The 17,500-nt window shown below is 69.7% G+C and carries 14 protein-coding genes, 1 tRNA gene and 1 pseudogene; 9 read left to right on the top strand and 7 right to left on the bottom strand.

What is annotated here, in order from left to right:
- The first annotated feature begins 34 nt into the window (after positions 1–34).
- Complete coding sequence (locus FMP39_RS24010; protein WP_141592560.1) at positions 35–1,414, top strand: sigma 54-interacting transcriptional regulator; 1,380 nt, start codon at positions 35–37, stop codon at positions 1,412–1,414.
- A gap of 5 nt (positions 1,415–1,419) precedes the next feature.
- On the opposite strand, the gene FMP39_RS24005 is transcribed toward FMP39_RS24010, so the two are convergent.
- From FMP39_RS24005 to FMP39_RS23995, 3 genes are all read right to left on the bottom strand, one after another.
- Positions 1,420–2,751, bottom strand: a complete 1,332-nt coding sequence (locus FMP39_RS24005; RefSeq protein WP_141592559.1) for a serine/threonine-protein kinase — start codon at positions 2,749–2,751, stop codon at positions 1,420–1,422.
- A gap of 79 nt (positions 2,752–2,830) precedes the next feature.
- The gene (locus FMP39_RS24000) at positions 2,831–6,622 is read right to left on the bottom strand and encodes a serine/threonine-protein kinase (RefSeq protein WP_228558288.1); all 3,792 of its coding nucleotides are present in this window, start codon (positions 6,620–6,622) and stop codon (positions 2,831–2,833) included.
- A gap of 147 nt (positions 6,623–6,769) precedes the next feature.
- The gene (locus tag FMP39_RS23995) at positions 6,770–7,006 is read right to left on the bottom strand and encodes a helix-turn-helix domain-containing protein (protein ID WP_013940940.1); all 237 of its coding nucleotides are present in this window, start codon (positions 7,004–7,006) and stop codon (positions 6,770–6,772) included.
- A gap of 266 nt (positions 7,007–7,272) precedes the next feature.
- Between FMP39_RS23995 and FMP39_RS23990 the strand changes: the two genes are divergently transcribed.
- The 6 genes from FMP39_RS23990 to FMP39_RS23965 all read left to right on the top strand — a co-directional run bounded on the left by FMP39_RS23990 (position 7,273) and on the right by FMP39_RS23965 (position 13,432).
- Positions 7,273–7,680, top strand: a complete 408-nt coding sequence (locus tag FMP39_RS23990; RefSeq protein ID WP_090490760.1) for a (deoxy)nucleoside triphosphate pyrophosphohydrolase — start codon at positions 7,273–7,275, stop codon at positions 7,678–7,680.
- 1 nt (position 7,681) lies between these two features.
- The gene (locus FMP39_RS23985; protein ID WP_141592557.1) at positions 7,682–8,608 is read left to right on the top strand and encodes a hypothetical protein; all 927 of its coding nucleotides are present in this window, start codon (positions 7,682–7,684) and stop codon (positions 8,606–8,608) included.
- Between the two features lie 175 nt (positions 8,609–8,783).
- Positions 8,784–10,808: an ATP-dependent zinc metalloprotease FtsH gene (ftsH, locus tag FMP39_RS23980; RefSeq protein ID WP_141592556.1), complete on the top strand. Its 2,025-nt coding sequence runs from the start codon at positions 8,784–8,786 to the stop codon at positions 10,806–10,808.
- A gap of 112 nt (positions 10,809–10,920) precedes the next feature.
- Positions 10,921–11,166 carry an RNA polymerase sigma factor region1.1 domain-containing protein gene (locus tag FMP39_RS23975; RefSeq protein ID WP_090490757.1) on the top strand — a complete coding sequence of 82 codons (246 nt, stop codon included), beginning with the start codon at positions 10,921–10,923 and terminating at the stop codon, positions 11,164–11,166.
- A 103-nt stretch (positions 11,167–11,269) separates the two neighbouring features.
- Entirely contained in the window at positions 11,270–11,899 is a 630-nt protein-coding gene (locus FMP39_RS23970; protein ID WP_141592555.1) for a nucleotide exchange factor GrpE, read from the top strand.
- Between the two features lie 99 nt (positions 11,900–11,998).
- Positions 11,999–13,432, top strand: a complete 1,434-nt coding sequence (locus tag FMP39_RS23965) for a trypsin-like peptidase domain-containing protein (RefSeq protein WP_141592554.1) — start codon at positions 11,999–12,001, stop codon at positions 13,430–13,432.
- Between the two features lie 12 nt (positions 13,433–13,444).
- Here the strand turns inward: FMP39_RS23965 and FMP39_RS23960 are convergent, their stop codons facing one another.
- The gene (locus FMP39_RS23960) at positions 13,445–14,080 is read right to left on the bottom strand and encodes a DUF6066 family protein (protein ID WP_141592553.1); all 636 of its coding nucleotides are present in this window, start codon (positions 14,078–14,080) and stop codon (positions 13,445–13,447) included.
- 167 nt (positions 14,081–14,247) lie between these two features.
- On the opposite strand from FMP39_RS23960, the gene FMP39_RS23955 reads away from it, so the two are divergent.
- Positions 14,248–14,607: a PilZ domain-containing protein gene (locus FMP39_RS23955; RefSeq protein WP_013940932.1), complete on the top strand. Its 360-nt coding sequence runs from the start codon at positions 14,248–14,250 to the stop codon at positions 14,605–14,607.
- A gap of 169 nt (positions 14,608–14,776) precedes the next feature.
- Here the strand turns inward: FMP39_RS23955 and FMP39_RS23950 are convergent, their stop codons facing one another.
- Positions 14,777–16,327: a Glu/Leu/Phe/Val dehydrogenase gene (locus tag FMP39_RS23950; protein ID WP_141592552.1), complete on the bottom strand. Its 1,551-nt coding sequence runs from the start codon at positions 16,325–16,327 to the stop codon at positions 14,777–14,779.
- Positions 16,328–16,664: 337 nt separating this feature from the next.
- Here FMP39_RS23950 and FMP39_RS23945 point away from each other — a divergent pair.
- Positions 16,665–16,739: transfer RNA gene (locus FMP39_RS23945), tRNA-Thr, on the top strand.
- A 120-nt stretch (positions 16,740–16,859) separates the two neighbouring features.
- Here the strand turns inward: FMP39_RS23945 and FMP39_RS37535 are convergent.
- Both FMP39_RS37535 and FMP39_RS23940 read right to left on the bottom strand, forming a co-directional pair.
- A pseudogene (locus tag FMP39_RS37535) lies at positions 16,860–17,110 on the bottom strand (hypothetical protein); the annotation flags it as partial.
- Positions 17,097–17,390, bottom strand: coding sequence for a DUF2381 family protein (locus tag FMP39_RS23940; RefSeq protein ID WP_228558286.1), 294 nt, complete (start codon positions 17,388–17,390; stop codon positions 17,097–17,099). The gene FMP39_RS23940 and the pseudogene FMP39_RS37535, both read right to left, overlap by 14 nt.
- Positions 17,391–17,500: the final 110 nt, after the last annotated feature.

Here is a 17,500-nt window from a genome sequence, read left to right as displayed (position 1 = left end):
GGTGTGGCGTCCACGGTGATAGCGTCCATCCCTTATGAGTCACACCGAGCGACCCCAGGGGGCGGGCCGTCCAGTCGAAGGGCCTGATTCCGTCCAGCAGACGCGGCCCACAGGCACAGGAAGGCCCGGGACCTCGGGCGCTGTTCGCCGCTTCCGATTCACCGTCCTCGAAGGTCCGCAGCCTGGGCAGTCCAAGGACAGCAACGCGGACACGTTCTCCATCGGTTCGCATGGGCTCAACGACTTCGTCATCGAGGAGCCCACCGTTTCGCGCTTCCACTGCGAGGTGAAGGTCGACCACGACGGCGCCCGCCTGCGGGATTTGGACAGCCGAAACGGCACGGTGCTCGACGGCGTCCACGTGCGCGACGCGTACCTTCGCGGCGGAAGCATCCTGCGCCTGGGCCGGGTGAGCGTCCGGTTCGACTTCAGCCCGGAGACGAACCGGCTGCTCATCTCCGACCGCACGACGTTCGGTGAGCTGGTGGGTTCGTCGCCCGTGACGCGCGCCAGCTTCGCTCTCATGGAGCGAGCCGCCGCGAGCGACGCGACGGTGTTGCTGGAGGGGGAGACTGGCACGGGCAAGAGCCGCGCCGCCTTCGCCATCCATCAGGCCAGCGCCCGGGCCTCGGGGCCCTTCCTCACCGTGGACTGCGGCGCCATTCCCGGCAACCTGCTGGAGAGCGAGCTGTTCGGCCACGAGAAGGGCTCCTTCACCGGCGCCATCCAGCGCCGCGTCGGCGCCTTCGAGGAGGCGGACGGCGGCACCATCTTCCTGGACGAGATTGGCGAGCTGCCCGCGGAACTGCAGCCGAAGCTGCTGCGCGTCCTGGAGAACAAGGAGATTCGCCGGCTGGGCGCCAACGGGTACCAGCCCGTCAACGTGCGCGTCATCGCCGCCACGCACCGGGACCTGCGCGCCGAGGTGAACGCGGCGCGCTTCCGCTCCGACCTGTTCTTCCGCCTCGCGGTGGTGCGCATCATCATCCCCGCGCTGCGGGAGCGGCCCGAGGACATCCCCCTCATCGCGGAGCGAATCCTCACGGCCTTCGGGGCCGGCTCCGAGCAGCTCGCGGCGCTGAGCACGCCGGAGTTCATCGCGCAGCTCCAGCACGCCGCGTGGCCGGGGAACGTGCGTGAGCTGCGCAACCACCTGGAGCGTTGCCTCGTCTTCCAGGACGCCATGCCGCCGGACGCCGAGGAGGTGAGCGCGCAAGCGGTGCTGCGCAGCCTGGTGGACCCGAAGCAGCCCTACGCGGAGGCCCGCCGCCGCGCCCTGGAGGTCTTCGAGCGCGAGTACCTGGATGCGCTCCTCAAGCTCCATGGAGGCAAGGTGTCGCAGGCCGCCACCGCCGCGGACATGGACCGCGTGTACCTGTACCGCCTGCTGCGCCGGCACCGGCTGCGGACGTAGCCCGCTCAGCGGCTGGCGAGTGCATCCGACAGCAGGACCTCGCCCGCCGTGCCTCCCGAAGCCCAGTGCTCCAGGCGCAGCAGCTCACCGCCCGCCAGCCTCGGAAGGCCCTGGGCGTCCGTGTTCAGCTCACACAGGGCCGCGTGCGCATAGACGCGGACTTCCACGCTGTCACCCGCGGCCTCACACGCTTGCCGCAGCAGCGCGTCCGCCACCTGACGCGCTTCCACCAGGGCAGGGACACGAGCCTCGGAGGCGGGAGGCAGTGACGTCCACGCGAGCACGGCGTTGCCACTCTCCAGGGCGAGCATCCAGCCACGGGTCTCCAGTTCGGTGAGCGTCGCGTCCAGCGTGGCGTCCCTGGCATCCAGGTCCGCGTCGGAGGGCTCGTCCAGGGCCTCCGGGAAGCGGAGGTCCACATAGACAGCCACGGCCCATGTCTCATCCGGAGTGGGCGCCAGCGCCGCGCGCAAGGCATCGAGGAAGGCGGGCACGTCCGGCCAGCGGTCCCCAGGGGCCTTCGCGAGACACCGTTGAACCACGGCGTCCAGTGCTGGCGGTGCGTGCACCCGTTCATCCAGGTGCGGTGGTGGCGCATGGAGGTGCTGCTCCTCGACCTCCACCACGCTGGTGCCCTCGAAAGGCAGGCTCCCGGTGAGGAGTTGGTAGAGAAGCACGCCCATCGCGTACAGGTCGGTGCGTGCGTCCAGGGCCTGCCCGCGAATCTGCTCGGGGGCCATGGACACGGGCGTGCCGAGCACGGCGCCGCCGGACGTCAGGCCGGAGAGTCCCTCCGGTTGCTCCACGCGGGCGATGCCGAAGTCCACCAGCTTCACCGTGAAGCCCTCCGCCAGGGGGATGACCATCACGTTCTGGGCCTTGAGGTCCCGGTGCAGGATGCCGCGGCCATGGGCGAAGTGCAGCGCGGCGCCCAGTTCCTCCATCACCGTCAGCGCCTCCGCGAGGGAGAAGGGGCCTCGGTGCGTGAGCCACTGGTCCACGCTTTCGCCCTCCAGCCATTCCATGGCCAGCCAGGGGCGTCCGTCGCGAAGGTCGCCGTGCTCGAGCACCTCCACGATGTGGGGATGGCGCAGCGCCCGGAGCGTGTCCGCTTCCTGCTGGAAGCGGCGGAGCACGTTGGTGACGTGGTTGAACTCGGCACGCACCACCTTCACCGCGGCGGGAGCCCGGGTGGACAGGTGCGACGCGCGATAGAGCCACGCGGTCACGCCCGCGTGGACGCGTGACTCGATGACCCAGTCGCCCACCAGCGCTCCGGGTTCCAGCTCGTCTCCGTAGAGCGATATGGCGTGTTCGCGTGGGGGCCCACCGGCCATGGGACGTCCCTCCGTGCCGTTGCTGCGACACCCCGTGCTAACACGGTTCTCGGCTCCGGCACTGGGCGTGGCCGTCCCACTAGGGGCTGTCGGCCGGGGCCACCAGCGCGCGGACGCGGTCCGTCCACAGCGGCGCTTCGCGTGCGGTCTCCTCGACCTCCGCGACCCGAGCCCGCAGCGTCACCGTGTCTCCGGCCTTGCGCGCCGCGCGTGCCGCCCAGACGAGAATCTCCAGCCGCTCATCAGGCGTGGCCAACCGGCGGGACTCTTCCACCAGGTGGGCCCAGGCATCGGCGCCGTAGGGAAGGGCGTCTCGAGCCTCGTTCACGACGCGCCGGACCACGGACAGCATCAGCGCGTCCGAAGGTGACAGACGCTGCCGCGTGTCCGGCTCCTCGAGCCAGGCGAGCTGACGCGCGACTTCGGGCAGGTCTCCCAGTTCGCAGCACAGGCGCGCCACCAGCAGGGCATCCTGGGCCATGGACCGCGGGAAGAAGCGCTGGCTGAGCACGCCGGCCCGCCGCGCCAGGGGCAACGCCTCCACGGCCCGGCCCTGGTAGCCGAGCAGCAGCGCCAGGTTGAAGGCGGAGGTCCGTTCAATCTGCACGTTGCCCAGCTCGCGTCCCAGGGTCACCGCGCGCTCCAGGTCCGCGTGCGCGCCCGCCGCGTCCCGGCGCTGGACATGCAGCACCATCCGGTTGTTGAGGGCCACGCCCAGGTGCAGGGTGTCGCCGGTCGCCTCGCACAGGGCGATGGCTTCGTCGAAGCGGCGCGAGGCTTCGTCCAGCCGGTCGGTCCACGCCAGCATCGCGCCCAGCATGGCCAGGGCGATGGCCTCCGTCTCCGAGTCCTCGCCGGACCGCGCGGCCTCCACGGCTCGCTCCAGAGCGGGCACGGCCCCCGTGATGTCCTCCCGCCGCACGAGGACGCGTGCCTGGGCCAGGGCATGGCGTGCGGCCAGCTCCGAGGGGACCGCGTCCTTCAGGCAGTGCAGGGCCTGCTCCAGCAGCGCGGTGGAGCCCACCGCGTCGTCCTGCCAGTCGAGGGCGGTGGCTTCTTCCAGCAGCAGGTCCGCCTCGCGCACCACATCGCGGTGGGCCTCGGCCAGCAGGCGGGCGGCGCGCAGGTCTTCCACGGCGTCGTCGATGCGCTGGAGGCGGTAGCGCACGCGTCCTCGTCCCGACAGCAGCTCCAGCCGGACGGCCTCTTCGGTGCGCGGCACCAGTGACAAGGCGGCCGAGTAGTGCCGTTCCGCCTCCAGGAGCCGGTGCGCGTGGCGAGCGGATTCGGCCAGGTTCCAGTGGAGCGCCGTGGCTTGGAGGGAATCTCCGGCGGACTCGGCCAGACGCGCCCTTCGGGCGGTGGGCGTAGCGGGCAGGGCGCGCAAGGCGGCCGTGCAGATGCGCCGCTTCAGTGGCGGAGGGAGCAGGGCGGTGAAGGCTTCGCGCAGGGTGGTGTGTTCGAAGCGCCAGCGTCGCGGCCCTCGAGGTTCCAGCATGCCCGTTCGTGCCAGCCGCTCCATCGCGACGCCCGGGTCCAGCGACAGGTCCAGGTCCGCGTCTGTCTCCAGGTGGGCGAGCGTGGCGGTGAGCTCCTCCAGCCGCACGTCGTCTCCCAGGAGGGCCGCGACCTGGAGCGGGGCGCGCATGCCAGTGGGCAGGCCCGAGAGGCTTCGTTCGGCGAGCCGTTCATCCGCGCCCGGGCGGTCCGGGGCCAGCCCGTTCAAGGCGTCCGCGGCGAGGTAGCCACCCCCATCCGGACGGGTGCGGATGGCGCCCGCGCCTCGGAGGGCACGCACCGTCTCCAGCATGCGCAGCGGCGAGCCACCGCAGCGGTCCACCAGCTCTCTCAACACGCCTTCGGCAATCAGGTCTACGGGGCGCAGCCACTGGCGAAGCAGCTCGCGCGCATCCTGTTCCGGAAGGGGAGGAAGCTCTCGCTGTTCGGCGTCTCGTGCGCGTTCCCCCAGGTAGGGGCGTAGGCCCAGCAGCCGGTGCCGGCCGGCGAGCACCACGCACAGGGGGGCCCCCTCCCCAGAGAGCGTCGCCAGTTCCAATGCATCCAGGGCCGTGGGGTCCAGCGTGTGCGCGTCATCGACCAGCAGAACCAGGGGCTGCGCGGCCGCGAGTCGCCACAGGTGCGCTGCGATGGCCCTCGCCACCAGTTGCCTGCGCGCCGCCGGGTGCACGGTGGCCACATCCAACGGGGGACGCGCGTCCGCGAGCAGCCGGCGCAGCGCTTCATCCGAGGGCGTCTGGGATGGCAGGCCGAGGACGGTGTTGATGAGACTTCGCAGACCGCTTTCGCTCGCGCTCCCTTCCTCCGGGAGTGCCTCCACGAAGCGCACGGAGACGCCGGGCGTGCCCTCCAGTTCGCTCCGCCACGTGGTGAGCAGGCGTGTCTTGCCCTGGCCCTCTTCCGCCAGCAGGGTGCGCAGCACGGGCGCGCCGTGTGCCTGCACGCGCGACAGGGCTTCGCGCAGCCACTGCCGTTCCGTGTCCCGGCCCAGGAGGGCGTCAGGAGATGTCAGCGCGTCCCCATGCGGCGTGCTGTAGGGCAGGTCGCCCAGGTGGGCTCGGGCGCTGGCCGTCAGCGCGACTGTTTCCGGGGTGGAGACGGATTCAAGCGATGGCCACCATCGCTCGGGCCGCTCCACCGCCGCGCCACCCACCGTCAATCGGCCTGCACGCTCACGAAGGCGCAGCGGTGCGCAATGAAGCGCGAGCGTTGCGTTGGGGGGGAGGGCGGCTTTCAGCACCTCCGCGGCCCGGAGCGCCGCGCGCAGCCCGGCTTCCACCGCCGCTTCGTGGGGGAACGCGAAGAGGCAAAGGCCCGGCTCCACGCGCGCGAGGATGGCGCCGCTTCCGGCGAGGGAGGCCTGCAAGGCCGGTGCATCCCGTGAGGACTTCACACCGAGGACCGCTACGTCGCGCGTGGCTCGGCTGGCGTCTGGGGTGGGGGCGGTTGAAGGGCCCGTGTCCGTCCGTGGCGCCTCCGTGGCGCGGCGCGGGTTCTCCGCCAGGGCCCCGGACACCGCATGGGTGCCCAGCGCATCGCCAGCGCCCTGAAGCTCGCGCAACTCCTCCGCCAGCGACCGCGCACTGTCTCCCCGGTCCTCGGGCACCTTGGCCAGCAGCCGTTGCACCAACGCCTCCACCGCCGCGGGCACCGGCCAAGGCGCGAGCGTCCGCATCGCCGGAGGCCGCCGCGAGACATGCGCCTGGAGCACCGCTGCCGCCTCTCCGACAAAGGGAGGCCGACCACACAGCAGCTCAAAGAACATGACCCCAAGCCCATACAGGTCCGCGCGCGCGTCGATGTATCGCGCGTCCCGGCACTGCTCGGGTGACATGTACTCATGGGTCCCCAGCCGCTGACCCGTGCGGGTGAGCCCTGGCGAGAGCCCCTCCCCATCATCCTGGGCCGACAGCCGCGCGAGGCCGAAGTCCAGCAGGACGAGCCGCCCTTCGGACAGCACGACGTTCTCCGGCTTCAGGTCCCGGTGCACCACGCCCGCCGCATGGACCTGGGCCAGCGCCTCCGCCAGGGCTCGCGTCAGCGGGGCCGCATCGGCCCAGGGCAGGGCACCGGCGCCCGGCAGCTTCGCCAACCGCTGAGCCAGCGTCGGGCCCTCGATGCGCTCCATGATGACCACCCGCTCACCGGCGCGGGTCGTGGCCTCGCCCAGCAGCCGTGGCACGGCGGGGGGGCCAATGCGGCGCAGGGCCTCCAGCTCCCGCCCCAGCCGTTCGCCCGCGAGCGGTTCCAGCACCTTCAGCGCGACGTCCTGCCCATCCACCTCACGCCGCGCGGCGAATACCCGTCCAAACCCACCGCGCCCCAAGGGCGCTCCCAGGACATAGCCCGCCACATCCGGAGGCTCCGGCAAGGAGCCTTGGGCACGCGCTTCGACCGGGCCGTGGCGAGGACAGCGCTCGGCCACGCGGCGATGGCAGGTGGGGCAGCGCATGGGGCGTGGGAGCTCGGGGCCGGGAGCTTGGACGGCCACGCCCGGACGTCAGTCACTCATCTCCGGCAGCTCGGGCAGCACATCCGGGTCCAGCTTCAGAATCACACACAGGCGCGTCAGGGTGGGAATGGTCGGCACCATCACCCCGCGTTCCACCCGAGCGAGCACTTCCACGGGGATTTCCAGTTGCTCGGCGACCTCCTCCATGCCGAGCCCCGCCTGCTGGCGGGCGGCCTTCAGTGCCGCTCCGAGCACCTCGGCCCTTTCCCTACGACTCGTCGTCATGGGCCGAGCATGACGCCTTCTCGCGTTCCCGTCATCCAATTCACCACATGCCGGTGCGCTGGCGCACGGACCCGAACATTGCCCGGGGGGCGGTCGGCCGGGGCAAGCCCCCCGGGCGTCCGCGGCGACTGTGCGGCCCAGGGGGAGGGTGGCCAGGTTGCCCGGACATGCGCAGGCTGGGCGACTGGGGTTGCGGCATTGGCGCCGGGCGGGGGCTGTGTTAGGTCGCCCCTCCCCCGGTGTCCCGCCAGAAAGAGGAGAAGCGAATGGCCCGCCGTCAGGTCCGTGTCGTCGGTGCGATGCTCCAGAATGAGCAGGGGCGCTACCTCATCACCCAGCGCCCCCCCACCGCGTCACTGCCCCTGCTGTGGGAGTTCCCCGGCGGGCGCGTGGAAGAGGGCGAAGAGGACGCCGAGGCCCTTGCCCGGGAAATCCAGGAAGAGACGGGCGTGGAGGTGGACGTGCTGGGTCAGGCCATGCACACCCACCACGAGTACCCCAACTACGACATCGACTTCCGCGTCTTCCACTGCCGGCTCTCGCGGCCGACGGAGGAAATCCAACACCTGCGCGTGCATGACCACCGCTGGGTGACGCTGGAGGAGATGTCCGCGTACCGCTTCCCGGACGCGGATGCCAAGACGTTGGCGAAGCTGCTCGACCTGGACAGCTGACGTGCCGCGCCGTCTCCTCCTGGCGTTGCTGGCCGGAGTGCTGGGCGCGTGCTCCCGCTCCAAGCCGCCGCCCGCGCCGCCCCCACCCGAGGCGACGAACCAGGTCCCTGCCCAGGGCGTGCCGGGGTGCACGCTCTACAGCGAGCCTCAGCGGTCCGGCACCGTGCCCGACGTGCTGTCCGAACTCTCCGGCCTGGCCGCCAGCCAGCGCCACCCGGGCGCCTTCTGGGCGCACAACGACTCCGGCAACGGCTTCGAGCTGTTCGCGATGGACGCGAAGGGCGCCATCCTCGCCCGGCTGACGCTCACCGGGGCCACCCCTCGCGACATCGAGGACGTCACGGTGGGGCCCTGCGCCTCGGGCGCGTCGCGCGGCTGCGTCTATCTTGCGGACATCGGTGACAACTTCGCGCGCCGGGAGCAGGTGCGGCTCTACCGGCTGCCAGAACCGGAGGCGCTCGAGGATGCCACGGTGCCGGTGGAGGTGCTGTCCTTCATGTACCCAGACGGGCCCCGCGACGCGGAGTCGGTCATCATCGACGCCCGCTCTGGCCGGTTGGCCGTCATCACCAAGACGCTGGACTCCCTGGGGGAGGTCTTCGCGCTGGATGGGCTGAGCGTGGAGACCCCCATCCAGGCCCGGAAGCTGGGGACGCTGACGGCGCCGCTCGGGATGGACCGGGCCACCACCGCGGCCTCCCTGCATCCCTCCGGTGAGCGGCTGCTGCTGCGCACCTACTCGCGCGCGTACGAGCTGCGCCGCCCCGACGCCGCGCGGCTGGAGGACCTGCTGCAAGGACAGCTCGTCGAGGTTCCGAGCGGGAGTCAGGCGCAGGCAGAAGCCATCACCTTCGTGCAAGACGGCAACGGCTATTTGTTGGGGACGGAGTTCACTGGCCAACCCTTGTGGTTGATCGGGTGTCGCTGATTCGGCGCAAGGGCCCGCACATGCCGTGAAGCCCGCCTGGCGGGTTGACGGTATGGCAACGGTGAACATCTTTGGCCCGCCAGGGAAGACGCCTCGCGGTCACTGTGTCCGCGTGGGCGGGGGAGGGGGAGGGTCGAGCGTGCCGACGATGAAGCCACAGGATTTGCCGCCTGGGATGGGCCCACGCGGAAAGAAGACAGACAAGCCAACGCCAACGGGGAAGGGGTTCAAGTTCGGCTCACCGTTGGGCTACATCCTGTTGCTCGTCCTGGGCTTCCTGCTGTTCCGCAACGTCTTCCAGGACGCGGGCGTGCGGCGCGTGAGCTACAGCCAGTTCCGCGACGGGGTGGAGTCCGGGAACTTCAGCCGGGTCCAGATTTCGAATGAGTGGGTGAAGGGCTTCCTCAAGGACACGGCACAGCCGCCTCCTCCTCCGGCAGACGGGGAGCGCACGCTGCGCGGCGAGCCGAGCGCCCTGCCGTGGATGGCCTACCGCGTCGCCGGTGACGAGGGGCTGGTGCCGTTGCTGGAGCAGAAGGGCATCCAGTTCGAGGCCGTGCCGCAGTCAGGGCTGGGCGAGGCGCTGTGGATATGGCTGTTGCCCCTGGGCCTCTTCTTCCTCTTCTGGAGCTTCATGATGCGCCGGGTGGCCGGCGGCATGGGCCAGGGCCCGCAGAGCGTCATGAGCTTCGGGAAGACGCGCGCCAAGGTGCAGGCCGAGGCCGATACCGGCGTGGGCTTCAAGGACGTGGCTGGCGTGGACGAGGCGGTCGACGAGCTGCGTGAAATCGTCGAGTTCCTCAAGACGCCCGAGAAGTTCCGCCGCCTGGGCGGGCGCATCCCCAAGGGGGTGCTGCTGGTGGGCCCTCCGGGCACGGGCAAGACGCTGCTGGCGCGAGCCGTGGCGGGTGAAGCGGGCGTCCCCTTCTTCAGTCTGTCGGGCTCCGAGTTCGTGGAGATGTTCGTCGGCGTGGGCGCCGCGCGAGTCCGCGACTTGTTCGCCCAGGCCACGTCGAAGGCGCCGTGCATCATCTTCATCGACGAGCTGGACGCCATTGGCAAGAGCCGCAACTCGGGCGTGGCCGGTGGACATGACGAGCGTGAGCAGACGCTCAACCAACTGCTCGCGGAGATGGACGGCTTCGACAGCCGCGCGGGGCTCATCATCCTGGCGGCCACCAACCGTCCGGAGATCCTGGACAGCGCGCTGATGCGTCCGGGCCGCTTCGACCGGCAGGTGCTGGTGGACCGGCCGGACAAGCGGGGCCGCGAGCGCGTGCTGGAGATTCACGCCAAGGGCGTGAAGTTGGGACCGGACGTGGACCTCAAGGCCATTGCCTCGCGCACCCCGGGCTTCGCGGGCGCGGACCTGGCCAACGTGGTGAACGAGGCCGCGCTCCTGGCCGCGCGCCGCAACCGCGACGCGGTGATGCGGGCGGACTTCGAGGAAGCCATCGAGCGTGTCGTCGCCGGTCTGGAGAAGAAGAACCGCCGGATGAACGAGCGTGAAAAGGAGATTGTCGCGCACCACGAGGCGGGCCACGCGGTGGTGGGGTGGATGCTGCCTCACGCGGAGCGGGTGACGAAGGTGTCCATCATCCCACGCGGCCTGGCGGCGCTGGGCTACACCATGTCGCTGCCGCTGGAGGACCGCTATCTCATGTCGCTGGACGAACTGCGCGACAAGATGGCGGGGATGATGGGCGGCCGGGCCGCGGAGGAGATCTTCATCGGGGAAATCTCCACCGGCGCGTCCAACGACATCCGCCAGGCCACGGAAATGGCCCGGATGATGGTGCGGGACTACGGCATGAGCACGCTGGGGCCGGTGGCCCTGAGCGCGGACCATGGCCCGGGCTTCCTCCGCTCGGCGGGCGTGCCGGAGACGCGCAGCTACTCCGAGCAGACGGCGCGGATGATTGACGAGGAGGTGCGCAAGCTCGTCAGTGAAGCGCTCGACAGGGCCCGTCAGGTGCTGACCACCCACAAGGACAGGGCCCAGGCGTTGGCGGCCCGGCTCCTGGCCGTGGAGGTGGTGGAGGAGGACACCATGGTGACGATTCTGGGTCCCAAGGTGTTGGCGCAGCGCGGCCTGCTGCACCCGGAGGCGCGTCAGGTCATCTCCGCGCACCCGGTGGACGTCGGGGGCAACGACGACCAGACGCCGCCCACGCAACACTCGGATGCGCTCGACTCCTGAGGCTCCGGCTGGCTGGGCGCCTGCCCTCCAGCCGTCCCGAAGCCCACCGCCAGCGCGACGTCCTGCGGTGACCGGTGGGCGAAATTATCTTTAGCGGAAAGGAGGCGTCGCCGTGGAGAACAGGATCGGCAAGAGCTACATCGCCCGCAAGGCCCTCTTCGCGAAGGGGCTCAAGGAGGGCCGGCTCACGGTTCAGGAGATTGAGGAGGCCCTGCCGGCGGGAACCCTGACGGCGGCGGAGCGCTGGCTCCTCTATTACTCGCTGCGGGCCGCCCAGGTGGAAATCATCGACGAGGTGACAGGGCAGGTGGACCACGGCTTCATGGCCGAGTCTCCCGCCGCGCCGCAGGAGCACTAGCTCGCTCCCGCGTTGACAGGGGCCGTCTCGCGGTTAGGTTCCGGGCAGCAGTGACTCCCTACCTCTCGCGCGACTGCGCACCCACCATCGCCTCAGGTTAGACATGGCCGGCAACACCCGCACCGACGCAGCTCCCGAAGCCACCCAGCAGCCCCCCTCCGCCAACAGCGAGGGACCTGTTTCCGCCGCCGAGGAGATTTCCTCCCAGCAGCAGGCTCCGGAGGAGCACGCGGCTGCCGGTCAGGACGCGGAGCGGGAGCGGATGGCCGCGGAGCTGGAGACGCTTCGCAAGAAGTTCGACATTGCCGTCCGCGCGGTGCAGGCCGCGGAGAAGGACCGCGAGGAGTTCAAGCAGCGCGTGACGCGGGAGCGTGAGCGCATGCTGGACGTGGAGCGCGGCAACGTGGCCATCACGCTGCTGGAGGCCATTGACGAGTTGGACCGGTGCCTGTCCGTCAGCGCCCAGGACACCTCGCCGCTGGCCGAGGGCGTCCGGATGATTCGTGCCGAGCTCTTGCGCAAGGCGCAGTCCACGGGCATCGAGCGCCTTCAGGTCGTCGGGCAGCCCTTCGACCCGAACACGGCCGATGCGGTCGACATGGAAGTGACCGCCTCGCCGGACGAGGACCACCGCATCGTCGCCGAGCTGCGTGCGGGCTACCGGCTGAAGGACCGCATCATCCGTCCGGCCCGGGTGAAGGTGGCGAAGTACGTCGCCCCCGTCCAGGCCTGACGCCGCCGTTCAGGGCGCCCCCGTCACTCACGGGAAGGGGGCGCCGGGCCAGGCTGTTGAGTCCGCTCGACCCTGGTCCGCCGTGTAGACTGCCGCTCCGTGCTCTCCCGATTCTTCTCCCTGTGTTTGGTGCTGGCGCTCGTCCCGGTCGCGGCGGCCGCCGAGGGTCCTCTCGACGCGTGGCTTCCCGCGCGGGCCCGGGAGCATGCCGCGTGGTTCGCCGCGCAGGCCGCGGGTGTCGAGGGGCAGACGGGCAGCCTGGGCCTGTGGCGCGAGCGCGCCGAGGGAGATCCGGGCATTCCGCACTTCGTGCCCCCGTCCTCGTTGGCGCCGCTGATCCGCGCGGTGGAGGCGGGCGTCGTCAACATCACCACCGTGGGGCCCCGGGCCGGTGGCCTGGAGGGGATGAAGAAGTCCACCGGCTCCGGCTTCGTGCTGACGCCCGACGGGCTCGTCGTCACCAACAACCACGTGGTGGCCAGCGCGCAGCAGATTGCCGTGCGTCTGGCGGATGGCCGCGAGTTCGCCGCCTCCGTGGTGGGCCGCGACGCCTCCACGGACGTGGCGCTGCTGCGGCTCAGCGGCGTGGACCTGGGCAAGCTGCCCGCAGTGTACCTGGGGGACTCGGACCGGATGGCGGTGGGCGACTGGGTGGTGGCCATTGGCAACCCCTTTGGCCTGGACCACTCCGTGTCCCACGGGATGATCTCCGCCAAGGAGCGCGTGCTGGGCGTGGGCCAGTTCGACGACTTCATCCAGACGGACGCGCTCATCAACCCCGGAAACTCCGGAGGGCCGCTCTTCAACATGAAGGGGGAGGTGGTGGGGGTGAACACCGCCATCATCAGTCAGGGGCAGGGCATTGGTTTCGCGGTCCCCAGCAACCTGGTGAAGGAGCTGCTGCCCAACCTCCGGGAGAACGGCAAGCTGGAGCGTGGGTGGCTGGGCGTCGTCATCAATGACGACGGGAGCCATGGGGGCGGTGAGCGCCAGGCCCCGCTGGTGAAGGACGTCTACAAGGGCAGCCCCGCCGCGGCCGTGGGCATCCGCCCCGGAGACCGGCTGGTGGCGGTGAACGGGCGGCCCATCGGCTCCTACCTGCAGTTGTTGCGCAAGGTGGCGCTGCTGGCGCCGGGCACCGAGGCGCGCCTGTCGCTGACGCGGGGCACCGAGACGCAGGAAGTGACGGTGCGGCTGGTGGCGCGCCCCGCGCAGGAGGCCACTGAGGGGCTCATCCAGCGGACGGCCAGCGAGGAGGAGATGGGGCTGGTGATCCGCGACCTCACGCCGGAGGTGGCCGCGCCCCTGGGGGAGACGGCCTGGTCCGGCGTGCTGGTGTCGGGGGTCACGCCGCGCAGCCCGGCGGACTCGGCCGGCCTGCGGGCGGGAGACGTCGTGACGGAAGTGAACCGCCGCCGGGTGAAGGACGTGGCCGGGGTGCGCGCGGCGCTGGGGAAGGGGAGCGCCGGGGTCAGCATCCTCCTGCGGGTGAAGCGGGGCGAGGCGCTCCAGTACATCGCCATCGCCCGGTGAGGTGACGCCCGGCTAGCGCTTCTTGGCGTCCTTGCCGTGGAGCCACAGGCCCATGGCCTGGCCGCTGCGACCCTCGGTGATGAAGATGGCTTCGATGCGCGCCGTCACGCCGTGGCTCTTCCCGCCGCCCTTCTTGGGCAGGGTCCACACGCTCTGCGGGGTGAAGACAATCTGTGCCCGCACCGAGCGCGTGGAGAAGAGGCGGTTGAACATCTGCAGGTTCCACCCCGCCGGCATGTCACCGGTGACGGTGAGGTAGGGGAGGATGGGGTTGCCGTTGGCGTCCGTCTTCTTGGGCGCCCCGTGGGTGAGCGCCGAGCTGCCGCCGGGGAAGAACGGGGTGATGTTGATGCTGTACTCGCCCGTGCCCAGCGAATAGGGCCCCGGGGTGAGCATGGTGGCGTCGTCCTCGGTGACGATCATGTACAGCCGCTTGCCCTGGTACTTCTTCCGGAACGCCTCCGCGTTGGCCTTGCACTGCGAGTCCACGAAGGGGCCGTCGCACGCGCCCACGAACTTATCCAAGAAGGTCCCCAGCCCGCCCAGCGGCTCGGCTTCGTCACGCAGCTTGGCGAAGCGAGGGTCCGCGTCCGCCAGGGCAAGCGCGGGCGCGAGGAAGAGGGCGGCGGCGAGGAGGATGCGATTCACGGGCGAGGTCTCCGGGGAACAAGGGTTCAGCCCGGAATCGTGCCATTTCGGAAAGCGTCCGGCACTCGTTACATGGGTGTGTGAGGGTGGATGTAGGTGAAGAACTTGCCTACATGTGGCTACCGTGTAGGTTGCGCCTGTCACCACCTGTTCCGGGAGCTACCCCCATGTTTGAGCGTCCTCACGAGCGCCGTTCCCACCTCCGTTTCGACAAGGTCTTCACCGTCTACCTCACCACCCAGGATGGGATGCTTCGGGGGGTGGGCCGCAACATCAGCGCGCGGGGCATGTTCGTGGAGGTCCGGGACCAGGTGGGCCTGGGCGAGAAGCTGAAGGTGACGTTCGCGGGCGAGGACGGGACGGAGATGACGTGCCTGTGCGAGGTCCGCTACCAGGTGGCCCTGGCCTTCGGGCGCAAGGACGGGCGCGAGGGCAGCAGCCGCGGCGTGGGGCTGCGCATCGTGGCCTATGAGACGCAGGACGACGCGCCCCTCCTGCTGGTGGACCGCGAGCGGGTGATGCACTGACATCCGTCCGGGGCCCGTGAGGGGCTTCGCGGCCTGGCGCTTCCCGGAACAGCAGCGGGGGCCGCCCAAGCCAACCTCTGGGCCCGGCGAAAACGAAAGGGCACGGCCTTCCAGATGGAGGACCGTGCCCTTCGTGTTTCCAGCCGTGGGCGGGTGCCCGTGGCTTCGACTACTGCGAGAAGCCCTCGAGGAGGTAGTGGGCCTCGATGCGCTTGAGCGCCAGAATCATGGCGGCGCAGCGGGTGTCCACCGTCTCACCGATGCAGTACTGGCGGCTGTCGTGCATCTCCGTCTTGCGCGGCTGGTTGCGCGAGATGTCGCGGATGATGCGGTAGTTGCGCTTCATGGCGCGCTCGAGCCGCTGGTCGACCTCGGCCTCGCTCCAGCGCTCCATGCGCTTGTTCTGGATCCACTCGTAGTAGCTCACCGTCACACCACCGGCGTTGGCGATGATGTCCGGGATGAGCTCGATGCCGCGCTTCTCCAGGATGCGGTCGGCCTCCGGGGTGGTGGGGCCGTTGGCGCCCTCGGCCACCAGCTTGACGCGCAGGCGCTCGGCCACGTCGGCGGTGATTTCGCCGCCCAGGGCCGCAGGGACCAGGATGTCCGCCTGGACGTCCCAGAGGTCCTTCTTCTCGATGCGCTGGGCGCCCGGGAAGCCGAGCACGCTGCGCTTGAGGTTCTTGGGGTCCTGCACGTAGGCGGAGAGCGCGGCCACGTCGATGCCGTCACCATTGAAGATGGTGCCGTCGGCGTCGTTCACCGCGAGCAGGCGGGCGCCCATCTGCGACAGGATGTTGGCGGCGTGGCTGCCCACGTTGCCGAAGCCCTGGATGATGAACGTCTTGCCCTTCACGGACTCGCCGCGGTCGGCGTAGTAGTCCTCGATGCAGAAGGCGACGCCCTGGCCGGTGGCCTTGTGGCGGCCCTCGGAGCCGCCGATGCGCACGTCCTTGCCGGTGACGATGCCGCGCAGGTTGTGGCGCTCGCGCTCACCGTCCGAGTACTGGCGGTAGAGCAGGGCCATGATGCCGGGGTTGGTGCCCACGTCCGGCGCCGGGATGTCGATGTCCGGGCCAATCATGCTCTTGAGCCGGTACATGAAGCGCAGGGTGATGGCCTCGATCTCCTCGCGGCCGTACTCGCGCGGGTCGATCTGGATGCCGCCCTTGCCGCCGCCGAACGGAACCTCGGCGATGGCCGTCTTCCAGGTCATCTCCGCGGCCAGCGCCTTGAAGAGGTCCAGGGACACCTCGCGGTGGTAGCGCAGGCCGCCCTTGTAGGGGCCGCGCGCCTGGTTGTGCTGCACGCGGTAGGCCTTGAAGCGCTGCGACTCACCGGGGACCAGCTGGTACACCTTGCCGTCGGGCAGGCGCAGGTGGCCCTGGCGGATGTCCACGTCCGAGCCCAGCAGGGCGCGGCCGTTGAGGATGATGTTGCCGTTGGCCAGCAGCTCCAGGCCTTCCTTGTTGCGGACCTGCGTCTCCGGGAGGTTGGAGAAGGTGCGCGCCTTCTCCTCGGAGAGCGGGACGAGACGGTCCTTCAGCTTCGCCGTGACGTAGAAGATGTGCTCGTAGTCCGGCTCCTCCAACTCGAGGCGGACGCGCTTGTCCAGCGCGATGAGGTCCGCTGCACGATGGAAGATCTCCATCGCCTCGGTGTAGACGGTGCGCTTGGGCGTAGGGGCCGGGGCACGCATGAAATTCTCTTCACTGGCCATGACGGGAGATGCTCCTTGTCGCGTCGCCGCTCGTGGGCGAGGCACGTGGGGGTAGCGGGGCCCTTATGTACATAGGCGCTCCGAGACTTCAACCGCGCCAAGCACCCGTCCTCTCCCAAGAATCTGGAGCGATAACGGGCACTTATGTCAACGCGATGTGTCAGCTGCGACAGACGCGGTGTGTCATCCGTGTCAGGGTGGTCAATCGTGGTGATGGTTGGAAAACCAACGATGCGGGTGCGCGGAAAATGGGCGGAATGGCGGGGAGGGTGAGCACTCGCCTTCATTTCTGCTTGCCGGGCATGAGCCGCCATGGTACTCCCCGCGCACCTGTCGCGCCGACATAGCTCAGCGGCAGAGCAACTGATTCGTAATCAGTAGGTCCCCAGTTCAATCCTGGGTGTCGGCTCCAAGAAAAGAGAAGGGCTGGTTGCTTCAGGCAGCCAGCCCTTTTTCTTTTCCGCCGCGTTCAGCGCTCGGGCGTTGCTCCAACCAGGCCGGCGCCCGCGACGATTTCAGCGGCCCTGCTTCCTCACCGGAACTCGTCCACGATGTAGACCCCTGCGCGGGGCGAATCGAGGATGGCTGTCCCTGGCTTGGACTCCGGGTGCTTTCGGAGCTGCCCGAACCCGAGGCGAGCCACGGCGCAGATGGGCACGTGATCCCCGCCATTCATCGGCTGGGCCGCATGGTAGCGGATGACGACTTGGGGGGCGCCTGTCCAGGCCGGGCGTAGAGCCGAGCTGGTGCTTCAAGGAGCCCGAGGTTCTCATCCAGCATCGCGGTGGAGAGCCCGGATGGGCTTCAGGATGACCTTGTTGTGGACCACCGTGAGTGGTTCGAGTCGACCTTCCCAGCCGAGCACCTTCGTCTTGCTCGGGTTGACGGGCTGCTCGAAGCGCAACGTCGTGATGACTTGCCCCTTCACGTAGACGGAGTGGGTCCCGTTCTCCGGATGCTCGGAGCGCAGGATGGACCGCCGATAGTGATTGGCGGCATGCGCACCCAACGACGCTAGCGCTGCGAAAGTCAGGATAGACCTTGTGAATTGGGTAGGTCTCATCGAGCGAACAACCTGTCAGGAGCGTGGTGGGGTAATCCACTCTTGCTCGGTGGCGACTGAAGGACAGTGCAACCTGTGAGGTGTTGAAATCTAGTTGGGATGCGTGTGGT

This window comes from Myxococcus sp. AB056, from assembly GCF_006547365.1.
GTDB lineage: Bacteria > Myxococcota > Myxococcia > Myxococcales > Myxococcaceae > Myxococcus > Myxococcus virescens.
Note: the sequence above shows the minus strand (reverse complement) of the source record. Positions and strands in the feature narration are given on the sequence as shown.

What these genes read in the sequence shown, in the direction of transcription:
- FMP39_RS23940 (WP_228558286.1), bottom strand. Translation starts at nt 17,390, where the DNA reads ATGAGACCTACCCAATTCACAAGGTCTATCCTGACTTTCGCAGCGCTA.
- FMP39_RS23970 (WP_141592555.1), top strand. Translation starts at nt 11,270, where the DNA reads ATGGCCGGCAACACCCGCACCGACGCAGCTCCCGAAGCCACCCAGCAG.
- FMP39_RS23990 (WP_090490760.1), top strand. Translation starts at nt 7,273, where the DNA reads ATGGCCCGCCGTCAGGTCCGTGTCGTCGGTGCGATGCTCCAGAATGAG.
- FMP39_RS23995 (WP_013940940.1), bottom strand. Translation starts at nt 7,006, where the DNA reads ATGACGACGAGTCGTAGGGAAAGGGCCGAGGTGCTCGGAGCGGCACTG.
- ftsH (WP_141592556.1), top strand. Translation starts at nt 8,784, where the DNA reads ATGGGCCCACGCGGAAAGAAGACAGACAAGCCAACGCCAACGGGGAAG.
- FMP39_RS23955 (WP_013940932.1), top strand. Translation starts at nt 14,248, where the DNA reads ATGTTTGAGCGTCCTCACGAGCGCCGTTCCCACCTCCGTTTCGACAAG.
- FMP39_RS23950 (WP_141592552.1), bottom strand. Translation starts at nt 16,327, where the DNA reads ATGGCCAGTGAAGAGAATTTCATGCGTGCCCCGGCCCCTACGCCCAAG.
- FMP39_RS24010 (WP_141592560.1), top strand. Translation starts at nt 35, where the DNA reads ATGAGTCACACCGAGCGACCCCAGGGGGCGGGCCGTCCAGTCGAAGGG.
- FMP39_RS24005 (WP_141592559.1), bottom strand. Translation starts at nt 2,751, where the DNA reads ATGGCCGGTGGGCCCCCACGCGAACACGCCATATCGCTCTACGGAGAC.